Origin of the sequence: Clostridium sp. AF32-7AC (assembly GCF_003477925.1) — a bacterium.
Lineage (GTDB): Bacteria > Bacillota > Clostridia > Lachnospirales > Lachnospiraceae > Otoolea > Otoolea fessa.
Genome location: NZ_QUEG01000002.1, coordinates 292,618 through 310,165, shown reverse-complemented (window position 1 = coordinate 310,165; position 17,548 = coordinate 292,618). Strand labels below are relative to the sequence as shown.

Below are 17,548 nucleotides of genomic sequence, written 5' to 3'. Positions count from 1 at the left end.
TACCTGAATTTTTTCTAATTTACCCCAATCACACACTCTTATCATTTGGGGAGGAATCCTGACCGTGCCCTTTCAGCGCAGCCATCTTCTAAATCTAATCTTCCTCACAATCCCGAATTTCAACCCCATCATAAAAGAACATCAGAATCTCTTCATAATTCTTGCCTTCGCGCGCCATCTCCTGTGCGCCGTTCTGGCTCATGCCGACTCCGTGACCGTAGCCGCCGCCCCAGATGGTAAATGTGCGGATGTCTTTTTCCTCATCCCTGGCAGTTTCATCCACCGAGAAAAAGGCACTCGGTAGCGTACTCCATCCTGTCAGTTCGGTTCCGTCATTTTTCTTATAAACGAGTGATTCCGAGCCGAGGACACTCCGGATCTGACTCTGACCTTTCAGTGTCTTGGTTCCCTCGCTTCCGACGATCTGCACCGTCTGGGCGATGCCACCCGTACCGCGGGAAGTCACAAAAATACCCTGAATCTCGCCGATGGTATCTACCTTCTGCTGCAGCTTCTTATTCGTGATCGTTGTTTTCCAGCGGTACATCGGGAACGAGGAATCATAATTCTGCTCACCCTGTCCCTGGATAAACTTGAGAAATGTGTCGTTGTCCGTCAAATCCGGAATCTTCTTCTTTTCCGTCAAACCGATCCCTTTCAGATACGGAACCTCGTCTTTGCTGGCGCCCCAGATCGTTCCATCGGTAGAATATCCGCAGGAAGTTGAAAAATAATACGTTTCCGCCGGGGTATCGTTGTAATATACAATCTTCCCGTCCGTCTCCTTGACTGCCAGATTCGTCCGCTCACTGCTCTCTGTATTATTGTACACCTGATAGTTCGTGCTGTCATCAACGTGTGCGCCGTAACGGCTGTATGCATTCGCCTTGATCTGCCGGTAGGCATACGTCCGTGCGCAAACTGCCTGCGCCTTGAGCGCCTCCAGCTCATAATTAGATGGCATCTCGCTCGGCACTACGCGTGTCAGGTAATCTTCGACGTCCAGCTCATTGATCAGAAGCAGCCCATCCGACTCCTCGCTCAACTCGAAGCTGCCGAAATACGACGGCGTTCCCTGCGCCCGCTTGGTACTCAGGATGCGGATCTCCTTCTGCGGGTCTTCCAGCGTGATCGTCATGCGCCCTTCTTTCAGACGGTCATCGCCAGGACTCACGGACAATTTCGTTCCCGGGCTCAAAGTCTCCTCTGATTCGCCCCAGGTCACATGCATCGTGCTGTCCGACTGGAGTACCACCTTCGTGTGAAACAAGGAGGAATAATCATCATTCATGATCAGCACGCGGATGTTCGTCGCTGAAAAATCATGATTTAAGAGTGCTGCGCAAACCTTTTTGCCAGCCACGACAAATTTTCCCAGATCATAGCCGACCAGCACATCCCGCTTTTTCTGCTCCTTGACGACTCCATATGTTTTATATACTTTAAAATCATCGTCCAGTTTCAGCGTTCCGTACCCGTCAATCTCGATCGTATCATCCTTGACCGAAAGTACCTTTCCTTCGATCATATCTTCCTTGAGCGACAGCTTGCGGATCTTGCCCTTATCCAGCTCGACATCCGCCAGCACGCCATCGGTACGATCCTTGAGCTTTTCTTCCTCTGGAAATGTCCGGACGATCGTGCCAATATACACATCCATCCCACCCGATTCTCCCGGAACGATCCAGACATTCTTATATATAACTTTTTCAGACTGTACGCCGCACAGCGTGATGATCGAACCATCACGCTCATAGACCTCGATCTTCCGATCGATGCAGGCATCCAGCGACACGCCCTCAAAATTCATCGTTCCCTGATCCGTATATGCCGTCCATGCCGCTGCTTCCTTCACATTTTTCGGTGTTCCATAAAGCACCAGCTTCTGTTTTTTGACCGCGTTTTCCGAATCTGCCTTTTTTAAGAATGACTCATAAAACCGCCACCATTCTTCCTTCGGCATTGCCTTTTTATATTTATTTTTAGATACATTCAGGGCGCTCGAAAGCCCTTTTGAAACGCGATCTGCCGCATATGCCGCTTCGCCATAGGTCAGTGCGCCCATCGCGTAGCTTTTACTTATCTTCTCGTCTCCCGGCTCCAGATAGCCTTCCTCAATCATATAGTCAATATATTTGGCATACCATTCATCCTGATCCGGCGTTCCAAAATGGCTTCCGTGTTCTCCCTGCGACGCAACGATGTCGTCCCGGTCTGCAAATGATAACGCCATAGCTTTCGATGCCATGGCGCGTGAAATATCATTATCCGAGTGATCCAAAAATACAATTGCAAAGAGCAGGAGTGCCAGAAAAGCCGGAATCGCCACTGCCCAGTAAACCAGCTTTTTAGGTTTCAGAGACTGTACTGCCTTTCGCGATCTGCCTGTTTTCTTTTCCATATTTCTCCAGCCGCCTTTATTTTTTAACTGTCCTTTCTCATTCACAGTCACTTTTTATTTAACTCCATAAACGTTCCTGTTTTCTCATCAATGTGGTCTAACTTCCGGTATTCGTCTGTCTCCATCGGCAATTTCCGAAGCCGCAGCGACCGGTGCACCGCGCGGGAGATCAAGTCATAAATAACCGCAAATGCCGGTACTGCGATAATCATGCCGACGAAACCAAAGAGTCCGCCAAAGAAGAGAATCGAAAACAGTACCCAGAAACTCGAAAGTCCTGTCGAATTGCCCAGGATCTTCGGTCCCAGAATATTGCCGTCAAACTGCTGCAGAAGCAGAATCCAGATGAGGAAATACACACACTGGAGCGGACTGACTAAGAATACCAGGAACGCTGCAGGTATCGCACCGATGAACGGTCCAAAAAAAGGTATCACATTCGTCACACCGATAATGACGCTCAAAAGCATCGGGAACGGCATATTTAAGATCGTCACACCGATGAAACAGATAATACCGATAATGAGGGAATCCACCAGCTTGCCGATGATGAAGCCGCCGAACATCTGATTGATAAACCGGAGCTCCTCGATTACCAGATTCGCCTGTCTTAGATTCAGGCAACCATAAACAATCTTCTTTCCCTGTGCTGCCAGTGTATCTTTGATATTTAGCAGATACACCATGACGATCAGACCGATCAGCCAGTTTTTGATAAATTCCAGGACACCCAGCACGCTGCTGGAAAGGCCTGTCACGATCTGTCCAATCCGGTGCATATCAATGTTGGTAAACGATTTCTCCGCCCAGTTCTGAAAAACTGCCAGATTATTTTCAAAACTGCTCAGAACCATATTTTCGATCTCCGGATTATTTTTCAAAATACGCTGAATCCATTCATACACATTCTGCACATACAGCGGAAATGAATCCTGAATGCCGATCAAACTCTCGATCAGCTGCGGGATCATAAGCTGGAACATCCCTACCACAAGCACAATAACCAGCCCCAGACAGGCTGCCGTCGCAAGCATCCGGGCTGCACCACGAACGTATTTGGAATTCTTAGTGACAGAGCCAAGGGTCTTTTCCACGATCCCTGCTACCCAGTTATATGCCGGGGCGGTCAGATACGTCAGCACCGCACCGCAGAGAATCGGCGCGAGGATTTTCACAACCTTGCGGGTGCCCGCCGACACCACATCCCAGTGTTGGATGCTGAACCAGAGCAGTATGCAGACCGCAATCACCGAAACTGCCGTCATCCCCATATAAATGTATTCTTTGAAATCTCTTTTTTCCATACTTATGTTCTTATCCGTTCCTCTTTTCTGATTTTACAATGTGCTTCTGGAAAATGTTACATTTTCTTTACACACTTTCTTTTACAGAGAAAGCAGCGATTGCTCGCTGCTTTTATCCTTTGTAACCCCAAAATGCCGGCTCTTACCATATTGACGCCTAGCGCTGCTAGGTGGGCAACCTCACTTAGATTTCTGTCTTCCACTCGAGAGGAGGCCTGACATCCATCTAAAAATATCGGAATCCCGTTAGTCAAAATGTAGGTTCAAAAAAAGCAAGAGTTGTCGAGCATCCCAGGAATTACAAATATTCTCTTTTGATACGGCTATTATACCGCAAGTCGGATGTTTTTTCAAGTTCCATTTTCTGATAATGCGGTCAGGTTGTTACTGTTCAGGTTATCCATCTCTCTATCTCTTTTAAGAAGCTCTTTTTTGTCTTTTATACTTCTCCCCACTTCATCAGGAAATCTCCCAGCTCTTCCACCGTCTCAATCTGGTAGTCTGCCCCATTTTCCGTAAATTCTTCCCGGGAACCATATCCATACAGCACTGCCGCACATGGGAGCTGATTTTCATGCGCCCCGATAATATCGTGTTTCCGGTCGCCCACCATGATAACCTTCGATTCCTCCGGTGTTGTTCCCAGACGGTCCAGCGTGTAGGCAATCACATCGCCTTTGCGAACCCGGATCTCCTCCATATCCGCCCCGCCAACCAGGGTAAAGTAGGAAAGCAGATCAAAATGCTCCAGAATCTGAATAGCAAACGGTTCCGGCTTTGAAGTTGCCACCGCCAGCGTAAGACCGGCATCCTTTAAACGTGTCAGCATCTCCCGAATTCCCGGATAAACTTTATTTTCAAACATTCCCTGTTTCGTAAAATATTCGTGGAAATAGCCGATCGCTTCGCGCGCCTGCGCTTCGCTGAATCCGTAATATTCTTTAAAACTGTCCGACAGCGGCGGTCCGATGAACGGACACAGTTTATCCAGATCCGGCTCATCGATCCCGTACGCCTGCAGCGCATGCTGGACAGACTTTGTGATGCCTTCCTTTGGATCTGTAAGGGTTCCGTCGAGGTCAAATAGTATGATATGGTTCATATGGTTCGTTCTCCTTATTGTAGTCCGCGGTGCATTACTCCGCAGCACACCAGCTTGAAAAAACTACGTTTTCATTGCTTACGACCATTCTAATACATTTTACGCAAAAAAGAAAGACAACTTTTCTCCAGCCATCTTTCTTTTCTGCGTTTCAGTTACTGTTCACGCATACGTGCCCAGCAACGGAATTTGCCGTGGCTTCGCATTTAAATACGGCAAATTTCTGCTGCCACCACGTTTTCTTACGGCACTTTCGGTTCCAAAAGTGCCTACCCGTGAACAGTAACGTGTTTCACTCTTTATTTGTAAAATTCATGTCCACCATGCTGCATGACATAGGTCAGCTTGCCATCGAACCAGCGTACATTGGAGGAAGCAGAGATTCCGCGGTTCATGAAGTACAGGGCGCCGCCCGAGTAATCCTCGCCTTCCAGTGCACGGTTGACGCAGTCAATTGTCTGCTGCGTTACCTTACAGCTGTTGATCGTTCCATCCAGTACCGGTGAGAACTGGGATGGTTCGTACACAACGGCTTTAACGCTGTTCGGGAATTTCTTGTTTTTCACCCGGTTGATGATTACATTTGCAACCAGTATCTTTCCCCTGTCGTCGCACACACCCGCCTCCGCCTGCACAATTTTCTGCAGAACACTGTAATCTTCATCGCTGTAAGAGATGACTGCGCGTTCCCGGCGCTCCCGTTCTTCTGCTTCCTGCGCCGCCTGCTGGGTCTGCATTCGTACTTCTCGTTCGATTACCTCTACTTCCAGAGCTTCCTTCGCAAGTTCATCCTGAATCCCCTGCTCCAGTCTCTGTCCAAGTAGATGCTGACTTTCCTCGTTGGAGGCGAGAATCGTAAATTCTGATAAGCTCTCTGTCTCTGTCGTTTCTTCTGACTGCAGCATTTCTGTCAGTTCCACATCATCCGGATATTCCCGGTGTGCCGAGGCTGCATTTTTGCCAACGCCGCCAAAACTGACCGAATTAAATGCTATCACCGTCACAACCGCTGCCCCCGTCATCAATACGGCTGCGGTCCGGTACATCCTTTTTGTCACACGGACAAATAATGCCTTTATAAACTGATAAGCAGTCTGAAGAAATGTGTCAATGCTTGGCATACACTCTCCTCTTTCTATCAGTGCAGTCCTCCCAAAACCGGTCTGACTGCCATTTAACATCTGCGGCATCTTCTTTGGCTGTCTGATTTTTTCTGACAGCTAAGGACAGATCGTTACTGTTCACACACGTGTGCCCAGCAACGGGATTTTGCCGATGCTGCGCATTCCAAATCGGCAAAATCTGCTGCCAGAACTGTATCGTACGGAATTTTCAGTTCAGAAAATTCCTACCTGTGAACAGTTACGACAGATCCTCTCTGCCTGTGCCGCTTCCTTCAAGTGACGGGAGACATTATATGTGGTTTCCGGCTTCAAAGTCAACGTCTTTTTTACATTTTTGTGACAAATCACGTTCTCATTTAACTTTTCCTTAATATTTATGTGAGCATTTTATAAACTTTTTTGCTTTTTCTTCCCAATTTTTATAAACTTTGGCTGGTATAAAATTTTTAATTTTTTACAATTCTGTTAAATTCTGCCCGTCAAAAAAACAGGCGAATCAAGTCGCCTGTTTTTTATGTCAACTGTAATAGAACAATCATGGTATCTGTAAAGGTGTCAGACAAACTCCGATTATGTGAAACCAACACATATAATCCACTGTCCGGTGTCCGATCACTGCCACCCAAACTCTTTACCACTCTAGATCAGCGCTACAAACTGTGCATCCACATATTTTGCAAGTTCCTCCGGATTCAGAATGACCTGAACACCTCTCTGACCCGCGCTGATGCTGATTTTGTCGAAAATCTGCGCTGTTTCTTCTATATAAGTAGGGAACTTCTTTTTCATGCCGATCGGGGAACAACCACCTCGCATATAGCCGGTCAGCGGAAGAAGTTCCTTCATATGGATCATCTCCACTTTCTTGTCCTTGGAAGCCTTTGCCACCTTTTTCAGGTCCAGCTCCTCATCGACCGGGATACAGCAGACCAGATAGCCGTTCTTATCGCCCTTTAAAACGAGCGTTTTGAACATCGTGTCATGGTCCATCCCCATCATATCCGCCGCATGGCTGCCGGATAAGTCGTCCTCATCTACTTCATACTCGCCTGCTTCATAATCGATTCCAGCCGCGTCTAAAAGACGCATTACGTTTGTTTTTGTCATAAGCTAAATCCTTTCTGGAGACAAATTTAGTGCACTCCTCTTATTTCTGGTTGATATAGTTTACCAGTCCACCGGCTGTGATGATCTTCTGCATGAACTCCGGGAACGCCTGCCCCTGGAAGCTCTGGCCGGTGGTTTTATCGGTAATCACACCGCTGTCAAAATCAACCTCTACCTCATCACCAGCCGCGATTGCTTTTGCAGCCTCCGGGCACTCGATGATCGGCAGACCGATATTAATAGAGTTGCGGTAGAAAATACGTGCAAACGTCTCAGCAATAACACAGCTTACACCTGCACACTTGATTGCCAGCGGCGCATGCTCGCGGGAAGAACCGCAGCCAAAGTTCTTATTTGCTACGATGATATCACCCTTCTGTACTTTATTTACAAACTCTTTATCAATATCTTCCATACAATGTTTTGCCAGCTCGTTGCCATCCGGAGAGTTTAAGTATCTTGCCGGGATGATAACGTCTGTATCTACATTGTCTCCATATTTAAACACATGTCCATTTGCTTTCATTTCTATATCCTCCTGCGATTTATCCTGTTATTTTATTCCAATTCACGAAACGGCATCTGCGGTTGCAGGAAACCTTTCCCCGAACCGTAATATCCGTTTGTAACTGTTCAGCACCTTCACAGTCACCCGCAGATCTACTGAACAGTTACATCCGTTTTACTTATTCCTAAACTTTTATGCCTATTACAGTCCCAGTTCCGCCGGTCCGCTCACTTTTCCGGTAATGGCGCTGGCTGCTGCCACTGCCGGGCTTGCCAGATAAATCTCAGAATCCACGTGTCCCATACGTCCAACGAAGTTACGGTTGGTCGTGGATACACATCTCTCGCCTTCTGCCAGGATACCCATATAACCGCCCAGGCACGGACCGCAGGTCGGAGTGCTGACAACGGCACCAGCCTCGATGAAGGTCTCTAAAAGTCCCTCTTTCATGGACTGTAAATAGATCGCCTGTGTCGCCGGAATCACGATGCAGCGCAGACCTTTTTTCACTTTTCTGCCCTTTAAGATCTCAGCTGCGATACGCATATCCTCGATACGTCCGTTCGTACAGGAGCCAATGACAACCTGATCGATCGCAATGTCACCCACTTCATCGATCGTTCTCGTATTCTCCGGAAGGTGTGGGAAGGATACGGTCGGCTTTAACTCAGATAAGTCTATGGTGTACTCTTCGTCATACTCTGCATCCGGATCTGCCTCATATACCTTGAAATCACGTTTAGAATGCTCTTTTAAGTACTCGATGGTCTTCTCATCAACCGGAAAGATACCGTTCTTGCCGCCTGCCTCGATCGCCATGTTGCAGATCGTGAAACGGTCATCCATGGAAAGGTTCTTGATGCCCTCGCCGACAAACTCCATGGAACGGTACAGCGCGCCATCTACGCCGATCATACCGATAATGTGAAGAATGACATCTTTACCACTGACCCATTTTGCCGGTTTGCCGATCAGGTTGAACTTGATCGCGGACGGTACCTTGAACCAAGCCTTACCGGTTACCATGCCAGCTGCCATATCGGTACTGCCGACACCTGTAGAGAATGCGCCAAGTGCGCCGTATGTACAGGTATGGGAATCCGCACCGATGACTGCATCACCTGCTACAACCAGACCTTTTTCCGGAAGGAGTGCATGCTCGATTCCCATCTCTCCTACGTCAAAATAGTTGGTGATATCATGACGACAGGCAAATTCACGACAGCATTTGCAGTTTTCCGCCGACTTGATATCCTTATTCGGGATAAAATGATCCATAACCAGCGCAATTTTGTCATGATTGAATACCGTCTGGTTGTCCATCTTCTTCATCTCATTGACCGCTACCGGTGTTGTGATATCATTTCCAAGAACCAGATCCAGATCTGCTTCGATCAACTGTCCTGCTTTTACCTCTGCAAGACCCGCGTGCGCTGCCAGGATCTTCTGTGTCATTGTCATTCCCATGATTTATTTCCTCCTGCATATACATACTTGGTAACGGCTCCGATGCCCTTACTGTTGTAGGAAAAAACTCTGTTCCAACGGTGCCGCTGCCATCTTTTGCTTTTTTATGTTTGTATTATAGCACCGGTTCTGTTATAATACAAATATATATTGTTGATAGATACTATGAGTCGAAGTTATATTGTCACTGTTCACGAGTAGGCACTTTGGGAACCGAAAGTGCCGTAAAAAAACGTGGTGGCAGCAGGAATTTGCCGTATTTAAATGCGAAGCCGCGGCAAATTCCGTTACTGGACACGTATGCGTGAACAGTAACTTTATAGATATAAAGGAGTATTATGGAACAACATTTAACCCAGTACCGTATTTTCTACGCCGTTGCACGCGCCGGCAATATTTCCCGCGCCGCCAAGGAACTTTTTATCAGCCAGCCCGCGATCAGCAAATCAATCAGCAAGCTGGAAGAAAGCCTCGGCATGGCACTTTTTATCCGCAATTCCCGCGGCGTCTCCCTGACCGCAGAGGGACAGGTCTTATTTCAGCATGTGGAAGCCGCCTTTGAAGCACTGGATCGCGGTGAAAATGAGCTAAAACAGATCCAGAACCTCCACATCGGACAGCTCAAGATCGGCGTCAGCAACACGCTGTGCAAATATATTCTTCTTCCTTATTTAAAGGGATTTATCGCGCAGTACCCGCATGTCCGCATTTTGATTGAAAGTCAGGACACTGCACGCACAATCTCGATGCTGGAACAGCAGAAACTCGACATCGGTCTGATCGCCGAGCCGAAAAACCGCCGCAGCCTTTCATTTCTCCCAGTCATGCGAATCGAGGACACCTTTGTCTGTACCCGGTCGTATCTGGAAAATCTGCGGATCCGCGAAGGTGCCGATGTCGATCCGTTCGAATCCGGGACAATCCTGCTGCTCGACCGCAGCAATATGACGCGCACCCACATTGATGCGTACTTTGCAGAGCACGGAATTGAACCGAAGCAGATTTTAGAGGCGACGACGATGGATCTTCTGATTGAATTTGCCAAAACGGGACTCGGAATCGGATGTGTGATCCGCGAGTTCGTGCGGGAAGAATTAAAGGATGGTTCGCTGATCGAACTCCCGCTGGAAGTGCCAATCCGAAACCGAACGATTGGATTTGCTTATCATCCGACGGCGATGACGCGGACGATGAATGATTTTGTGCAGTTTTGTTCAGAATGATGAAATAATTGGCAACACGGACGCCATTTCCTATGAAACGAAAAAGTCCGGCGCATGGCGGTCAAGCTGCCATATGCCGGACTTTTTCTGTTTAGTTCCTATTTTTATCAATTTTCGTAACTGTTCAGTACCTTCACAGTCACGCGCAAAAATTCATTAAAAATTGCCTGCGGCAATGGAATTTTTGCCTGCTGGCCCATGTTTTCGTACGGTCAGCGCAGTAAATGCGCAGACCTACTGAGCAGTTACCGATTTTCTTTTAAAATATTCTTCGCACATTTCCACACACATGGAAATATTTTCCCATCTACCAGCCAGACATACACTTTCGAACAAATTCCTATTAAAATGTAGCTCAGTACCAGATTCACCCCGATCGCCAGCTTCTCTCCCGCCTCAGAATAAATGCTGTAAAACCAACAGGAAAAGCTGGCAATCACAAGCCAGTGTGTCAGGAAGATTCCCATGCTATACTCGCCGATCCACAGAATAATTTTTTTGAGGGTCTCCGGGAGCCAGGTCTCCAGACCGCCGAGCCAGAAGAGACGGAAGCCTAAAATCATCAGGAATGCAGCAACATGACCATAGAATTCCATGGTTCCGAGTCCGCCTGGAAATCCATGCGCTCCCAATGTGGTTCCGATCCAGAAAGATTTTCGAACGAACCAGATGCTGAAAATCCAGAGGGCAGCACCAAAGATGCCATATTTTCCTTCTCCATCTTTAAGCAGATTCTCTTTTCGCTCTCTTTCTTTCATGGACTTCTCAACTGCCCGCATCAGCAGACAGATCCCATTTCCCAGAAGCAGGCAGATATAAAAGCTATTCAATCCGATCAGCACTGCCGCGACACCTGCCAGAATCAGGATTTTCTGGCGGGTTCCTACTTCCCGGAGGGCGGATGAAAGTACAAGAGTCAGAATACTTCCCATGAAAGTGTAGGTCAGCATCCAGGATGGACCATAGTACGTTGAATCCGCCTTGAAGATTGTATCAAACCAGGCATAGCGGATCGCCTTCAGACCGCCTGGCAGATAGCTGTAAAAGTTGCTCAACCACTCATTTTCCAGACGCGGCGCAACCCGCACTGTGTAGAAGAGACCGCTCCGGTAAAATAGATATGCCAGCAGAAATGTGACCGTCAACGGGCAGGTCAGTTTCAGATAGCGGCGCAGGATCTCTAAGCTCCACGAAGTAAACCGCCCGGAATATACCTTATCGGCTATCAGCATTCCACTGATCATCAAAAAAAGACTAACCCCGAAAGTTCCATAGCGGAACAGGGGAAGCGGTCCTATTTCCATCAGCGCATTTACCTTATTGCTGCCCCAACTCCCGAATGTACCGAACCAGTGACTTCCAAAGACCGCCAGACAGGCGTATGCCTTGATTATATTTACGTCATCATAGCGTTTCATCCGCGTTTCCTTTCCCATTCATGTAAAAAAAATGTGCCCTGGCACATTCTCGCGCCGAGCGCGGTCGCTTGCGACAACCTGCATCTTCGCGTGGGTGCCCATCATTGGCACGTTAGTGCCTTTTTGTCTAATAGGGAATTCCAAGAAATTTCCTATTACACAAAAAACAGGACCGCTGCAAACCTGCAGCAGCCCTGTATAAGATTTCCTATATTCGAAAAATGATTAGTTGTTGATCAGCTTATCGTTCTCGTTGTTCCAGCTGTAAAGCTTACGGATCTCTGCGCCGACTTTCTCAGACGGATGCTCGGAAGCAAGCTTTCTCATCGCCTGGAAGTGTACCTGACGACCTGCCGGGGACATATCCAGTAAGAACTCTTTTGCAAAGGTACCGTCCTGGATATCGGACAGAATTTTCTTCATAGCTTTCTTTGTCTCAGCGGTAACGATCTTCGGTCCGGTTACATAATCACCGTACTCAGCTGTGTTGGAGATGGAGTATCTCATACCAGCGAAACCAGACTGATAAATCAGGTCTACGATCAGCTTCATCTCGTGGATACACTCGAAGTAAGCATTTCTCGGGTCATAACCAGCCTCACACAGAGTCTCGAAACCAGCCTGCATCAGAGCACAAACACCGCCGCAAAGAACTGCCTGCTCACCGAAGAGGTCTGTCTCAGTCTCGGTACGGAATGTAGTCTCCAGAAGGCCTGCTCTAGCGCCGCCGATGCCAAGACCATAAGCCAGTGCGCGGTCAAGTGCTTTGCCTGTGTAATCCTGCTCTACTGCTACCAGACACGGTGTACCCTTACCAGCCTGATACTCACTTCTTACAGTGTGACCCGGTGCCTTCGGAGCGATCATGGTTACATCGACATTCTTCGGCGGTTTGATGCATCCGAAGTGGATGTTAAAGCCATGAGCGAACATAAGCATGTTGCCCTCTTCCAGATTTGGCTCGATGTCTTTCTTGTACATATCTGCCTGAAGCTCATCGTTGATCAGGATCATGATGATATCAGCCTGTTTTGCAGCCTCTGCTGCGGTGTATACTTTAAATCCCTGTGCCTCTGCTTTTGCCCAAGACTTGCTGCCCTCGTAAAGACCGATGATAACATCGCATCCGGACTCTTTTAAGTTCAAGGCATGTGCATGACCCTGGCTGCCGTAACCGATAATAGCAATCTTCTGTCCTTCTAATAAGGATAAATTACAATCTTCCTGATAGTAAATCTTTGCTGCCATTTTTCATTTCCTCCTTGGATCTAACAAAAATAAAATAAATTTATTATAAAGCATAGACCGGCGCCTCTCTGTGCGTCTTTGGACCAAACTTTGTAAACCTCTTGAATGCCTTGTATCCAGTCTATCAATTGATGTACTACGGCAGATAGCGGATATCATCCGCGCCTCTGGAAAGACCTGTAAGACCCGTTCTGGCTAATTCCAGAATCTCATAATCTTCCAGAAGATTAATCAGCGCGTCCTGTTTGGACTGGTCGCCTGTCAGCATAACAGTGACAGAATCTTTTCCCACATCGACAATCGACGCACGGAAAATCTCGGAAATTGCATTGATCGCCATCCGCTGGTTTGCATTTGCTCTCACCTTGACGAGCATCAGCTCACGGTATACGGAATGACCTTCCCGCAGTTCCTTTATGTCGTGTACATCTTCCAGTTTTCCAAGCTGCTTCTGAATCTGCTCCAGAACCTGATGATCGCCCAGCGATACAACCGTCATACGGGAGTATCTCGGATCCGCGGTCACGCCAACTGTAAGGCTTTCGATATTATATCCGCGGCGGCTGAAAAGTCCAGCCACACGGCTTAAAACGCCGGCAGTATTATCTACCAGCAGTGATAACACAATTCTGCTCATGCAATCTTCCCACCTTGATCTTCTGTCTTGTTCGTATTGCCTTAATGATAGCAACCAATTCTCAGTTTGTCAACTAATTAAAAGGAATGCCTAGTATTCCCCAGAGCTATATCATTACTGTTCACGCATACGTGCCCAGTAACGGAATTTGCCGTGGCTCCGCATTTAAATACGGCAAATTCCTGCTGCCACCACGTTTTCTTACGGCACTTTCGGTTCCAAAAGTGCCTACCTGTGTACATTAACGATATATCAACACATCATTTCTGGTGTTCCTGCCACTTTTTCTCCCAGTCCGGACCGTATTTAAAATACATCTTCATCTCGGTTCCGACACTGATGAGGCGTGCATCGTCCGGGATCTCCTCTCGCGTATACCAGCCTGCCTCAGAAAGCTCATCCTCCTGCAGCCGGATCTTATCATCCCCATCCAGTTCTGCAAAAAATCCGATCATCTCCGTATCAGTAAACGCCCACGGCTGACTCTTGAAATAGCGGATATTTTTAACTTTCAGCCCGACTTCCTCCATCACTTCGCGGCGGACGGTCTCTTCAAATGTCTCCCCGATCTCGACAAATCCAGCGATCAGCGCATACCCACGGTAGGTACTGTGGTTGACGCGGTAGCGCGACATAAGAAGTTTGTTCCCGTTCGTGATCGCCACGATGACTGCCGGGGAAATCTTTGGATATTCCGTCTGACCGCAGACCGGGCAGACGAGCGCCCGCTCGTTCTTGCTGTCCTGCGTCTTTGCCCCGCAGCGTCCGCAAAACTGACGGCTCTGTCTCCAGCGCCACAGCTGCACCGCCGTGATCGCTGCAAATGCCTGGTGCATTGGCTCCATCGCACGGATGTCGGTTGACGTTTTCCATGCATAGCAAAGCTGCTCCGGCTCTTTTTCTGCCCCTTCCAGTGCACCAGAAGCCATCTTCCCAGCTTCCATATGATTTTTGTCTGAAACAGGCATCTGACCAACACCTTCTTTTAGCTTTGCCAGAATCTCTTCCGCTTCTTTCTCCGGCACACTGACCAGAAAATACGGCTTCTCATCAACCGAAAAGAGATAAACCGCCCGATCCATCAGTTCCGGAACTGCCGCCTCAATTTCCTCCCGGCGCGGGATAGTAAGCACATGTTCCTCCACGGTCTCACGCAGAAGAATCCGGCTTTTCTGGATGCAGAAGACGTAGTCCTGTGCTCCAGGTTTCTGAATGTGGTATGTATTGTCATAGCGATGTGGTGCGATATCCTGTATCATAACTTTATCTCTCTATCCTTTTATTCTCCAAAACTTGTGCAACCGTTATTTCCATACTGTGTAACGGCTGTCCTCGCAGACATTCTTTGTAATCTTTCTGCAAGTCTCTTCATTTTACTCTTTTTATTAAAAAAATACAATCCCTCGGCTCGCCCCAGACTTACAACCGTCCCACAAAATCCTCATATCCAAACGCCCGCACCACTTCCGCTGTCCCATCTTCATGCCGGTATACGATCGACGGAAGCGGCATTCCATTAAAGGTATTATTTTTGACCATCGTATAGAGCGCCATATCGCCAAACACCAGCCGTCCACCCTCTTTTAGCGGTGCATCAAACGAATAATCCCCGATGCAGTCCCCCGAAAGACAGGTTGGTCCGCCCAGGCGGAACGTATACGGCTTTTCGCCCGCTTCTCCCGCTCCGATAAGCGGCGGACGGTACGGCATTTCCAGCACATCCGGCATATGGCAGGCTGCCGAGGTATCCAGAATCGCAATCTGCATGCCGTTTTCCATCGTCTCCAGCACGGAAGTTACAAGAAATCCCGCGTTTAAGACAACTGCCTCGCCCGGTTCCAGGTATACTTCCACACCATATTTTTCGCGCAGCCCGCGCACCAGGCGGATCAGGCGTTCCCGGTCATAATCTTCTCTCGTAATGTGGTGTCCGCCGCCCAGGTTCAGCCATTTTACCTTTGAAAACCAGGCTCCAAACTTCTCCTCCGCTGCCCGCAGCGTCGTCTCCAGGTCATCTGAATTCTGCTCGCAGAGCGTATGCATATGAAATCCATTCAGATACGGAAGGATAGTTTCTTCAAAGTTCCCCGCCTCCGAAAGCATCGGAAGAGTCGTCCCCATGCGTGATCCCGGCGCACACGGATCATAGATCGCGTGACCCTCCTGCGTGGAACACTCCGGGTTCAGCCGGAGTCCCGCCTGTTTTCCGGCTTTTTTTACTTTTTCACCATATTTCAGCACCTGCCCCGGCGTATTAAAAACGATGTGGTCGGCATAATTTAAAATCTCATCAAACTCATCCGGGCGGTAGGCGGCAGAAAACACATGGGTCTCCCCACCAAACTCCGTTTTTCCAAGCCGCGCCTCATAAAGCCCGCTCGCCGCGGTTCCCGACAGATACTGACGAATCAGCGGGTAGACCGAATACATGGAAAATGCTTTCTGTGCCAGCAGAATCCGGCATCCAGCCCGCTCTGCCGTATCTTTCAAAATTTCCAGATTTTTCTTTAAAAGCGTCTCATCCACCACATAAAATGGCGTGCGGATCGCCGCCGTGTCCCGGAGAACCCCAGCCGCCTCCCGTTCCTGCATCTGTTTTCCTTCCTTTCCTTCTCGCTTCCATCTTCCCTGTCCATTCTCTTCCTGCGCCTAAAAAACGCAAAATAAAACCAGTTTCTTACATGGAGGTATTTTTATCTTAATCCACCAGTGCCGGATCCCAGGATTCCTTCCACGGAAGTCCCCATTTATTTAACGCATCCATAAATGGATCCGGATCAAATTCTTCAATATTATAAACGCCCGGTTTCTGCCAGGTTCCATTCATCACCAGCATCGCACCGATCATCGCCGGTACACCGGTTGTGTAGGAGATCGCCTGGGAACCAACCTCTTTGTAGCACTCCTGATGATCACAGATATTATATAAGTAATACTTCTTCTCTTTTCCATCCTTCTTACCCTGGAAAATGCATCCGATATTCGTTTTTCCAACAGTACGAGGACCAAGGGATGCCGGATCCGGAAGCACTGCCTTTAAGAACTGCAGCGGTACGATCTCTTTTCCTTCGTACATAATCGGCTCGATCGAAGTCATGCCGACGTTCTCCAGACACTTTAAATGGGTCAGGTAACTCTGACCGAAGGTCATGAAGAAGCGGATCCGCTTGATTCCCGGCATATTGAGCGCCAACGATTCGATCTCCTCATGGTGAAGCAGGTACATATCCTTCATGCCGACGCCGTCAAAATCATACTCTCTCTTGATCTCCATCGGTTTCGTCTCTACCCAGTGTCCATCTTCCCAGTAAGAACCGTTTGCCGACACCTCCCGGATATTGATCTCCGGGTTAAAATTGGTTGCAAACGGATAGCCGTGGTCGCCGCCGTTGCAGTCCAGAATGTCGATGTAGTTGATTTCGTCAAATTCATGTTTCAGCGCATATGCCGAAAACACACCGGTTACACCCGGATCAAAGCCGCTTCCCAGCAGTGCGGTAATGCCCGCCTCTTTAAATTTCTCACGGTATGCCCACTGCCATTTATACTCAAATTTTGCCGTGTCCTCCGGCTCATAGTTCGCAGTATCGATATAATGGGTCTTCGTTGCCAGGCAGGCATCCATGATCGTCAGATCCTGGTACGGAAGCGCCAGGTTCAGCACCACATCCGGGTTAAATTTCTCAATCAGGGCAATCAACTCGTCCACGTTGTTTGCATCCACCTGTGCGGTCTGGATCTTTGTCTTGGTGGTTCCCTCTAATTTTTCTTTCAGCGCATCGCATTTGGACTTCGTCCGGCTTGCAATGCAGATCTCCTCAAATGCCTCGCTGTTCTGGCAGCACTTGTGAATTGCTACGGAAGCTACGCCTCCACATCCGATAATTAACGCTTTTCCCATCTTTTTTTCCTCCTGTATTCTGAAATGTACTCTGTTTTTGTTCCATTTTATAATCCAAATTTCACATTTGCTTTTGTTCAAACACTTTTCAGTTCATGTCTCAAACAC

At 48.2% G+C, this 17,548-nt stretch carries 14 protein-coding genes and 1 other RNA gene; 1 reads left to right on the top strand and 14 read right to left on the bottom strand.

The genetic code is table 11. From position 1 onward, the window contains the following. Positions 1–94 precede the first annotated feature (94 nt). From DWZ45_RS05540 to leuC, 8 genes are all read right to left on the bottom strand, one after another. Positions 95–2,401, bottom strand: a complete 2,307-nt coding sequence (locus DWZ45_RS05540) for a SpoIID/LytB domain-containing protein (protein WP_227589715.1) — start codon at positions 2,399–2,401, stop codon at positions 95–97. A 47-nt stretch (positions 2,402–2,448) separates the two neighbouring features. Then, positions 2,449–3,705: an AI-2E family transporter gene (locus DWZ45_RS05535; protein ID WP_107000114.1), complete on the bottom strand. Its 1,257-nt coding sequence runs from the start codon at positions 3,703–3,705 to the stop codon at positions 2,449–2,451. 120 nt (positions 3,706–3,825) lie between these two features. After that, a non-coding RNA gene (gene ssrS, locus DWZ45_RS05530) (6S RNA) lies at positions 3,826–4,006 on the bottom strand. Between the two features lie 138 nt (positions 4,007–4,144). Next, positions 4,145–4,807 carry an HAD family hydrolase gene (locus tag DWZ45_RS05525; RefSeq protein WP_117796453.1) on the bottom strand — a complete coding sequence of 221 codons (663 nt, stop codon included), beginning with the start codon at positions 4,805–4,807 and terminating at the stop codon, positions 4,145–4,147. A gap of 299 nt (positions 4,808–5,106) precedes the next feature. Beyond that, positions 5,107–5,928 (bottom strand): cell wall hydrolase, encoded by an 822-nt coding sequence (locus DWZ45_RS05520; protein WP_022359395.1) that lies wholly within the window; start codon positions 5,926–5,928, stop codon positions 5,107–5,109. Positions 5,929–6,570: 642 nt separating this feature from the next. After that, positions 6,571–7,038, bottom strand: a complete 468-nt coding sequence (ybaK, locus tag DWZ45_RS05515; RefSeq protein ID WP_117796452.1) for a Cys-tRNA(Pro) deacylase — start codon at positions 7,036–7,038, stop codon at positions 6,571–6,573. Between the two features lie 40 nt (positions 7,039–7,078). Beyond that, positions 7,079–7,564 (bottom strand): 3-isopropylmalate dehydratase small subunit, encoded by a 486-nt coding sequence (gene leuD / locus DWZ45_RS05510; RefSeq protein ID WP_022359393.1) that lies wholly within the window; start codon positions 7,562–7,564, stop codon positions 7,079–7,081. Between the two features lie 183 nt (positions 7,565–7,747). Further along, entirely contained in the window at positions 7,748–9,013 is a 1,266-nt protein-coding gene (leuC, locus tag DWZ45_RS05505) for a 3-isopropylmalate dehydratase large subunit (RefSeq protein WP_022359392.1), read from the bottom strand. Between the two features lie 338 nt (positions 9,014–9,351). Between leuC and DWZ45_RS05500 the strand changes: the two genes are divergently transcribed. Further along, entirely contained in the window at positions 9,352–10,236 is an 885-nt protein-coding gene (locus DWZ45_RS05500; RefSeq protein ID WP_118468057.1) for a LysR family transcriptional regulator, read from the top strand. A 245-nt stretch (positions 10,237–10,481) separates the two neighbouring features. Here the strand turns inward: DWZ45_RS05500 and DWZ45_RS05495 are convergent, their stop codons facing one another. The 6 genes from DWZ45_RS05495 to DWZ45_RS05470 all read right to left on the bottom strand — a co-directional run bounded on the left by DWZ45_RS05495 (position 10,482) and on the right by DWZ45_RS05470 (position 17,440). Beyond that, positions 10,482–11,654, bottom strand: coding sequence for an acyltransferase family protein (locus DWZ45_RS05495; protein WP_182426635.1), 1,173 nt, complete (start codon positions 11,652–11,654; stop codon positions 10,482–10,484). Positions 11,655–11,879: 225 nt separating this feature from the next. Continuing rightward, positions 11,880–12,902, bottom strand: a complete 1,023-nt coding sequence (ilvC, locus tag DWZ45_RS05490) for a ketol-acid reductoisomerase (RefSeq protein WP_117796449.1) — start codon at positions 12,900–12,902, stop codon at positions 11,880–11,882. A 136-nt stretch (positions 12,903–13,038) separates the two neighbouring features. Further along, positions 13,039–13,539 (bottom strand): acetolactate synthase small subunit, encoded by a 501-nt coding sequence (ilvN, locus tag DWZ45_RS05485; RefSeq protein WP_022360536.1) that lies wholly within the window; start codon positions 13,537–13,539, stop codon positions 13,039–13,041. Between the two features lie 260 nt (positions 13,540–13,799). Beyond that, positions 13,800–14,798, bottom strand: coding sequence for an NAD(+) diphosphatase (nudC, locus tag DWZ45_RS05480; RefSeq protein ID WP_117796448.1), 999 nt, complete (start codon positions 14,796–14,798; stop codon positions 13,800–13,802). Between the two features lie 160 nt (positions 14,799–14,958). Continuing rightward, entirely contained in the window at positions 14,959–16,131 is a 1,173-nt protein-coding gene (gene nspC, locus DWZ45_RS05475) for a carboxynorspermidine decarboxylase (protein WP_118293252.1), read from the bottom strand. A 106-nt stretch (positions 16,132–16,237) separates the two neighbouring features. Further along, positions 16,238–17,440, bottom strand: coding sequence for a saccharopine dehydrogenase family protein (locus DWZ45_RS05470; RefSeq protein ID WP_022360539.1), 1,203 nt, complete (start codon positions 17,438–17,440; stop codon positions 16,238–16,240). Positions 17,441–17,548 lie beyond the last annotated feature (108 nt).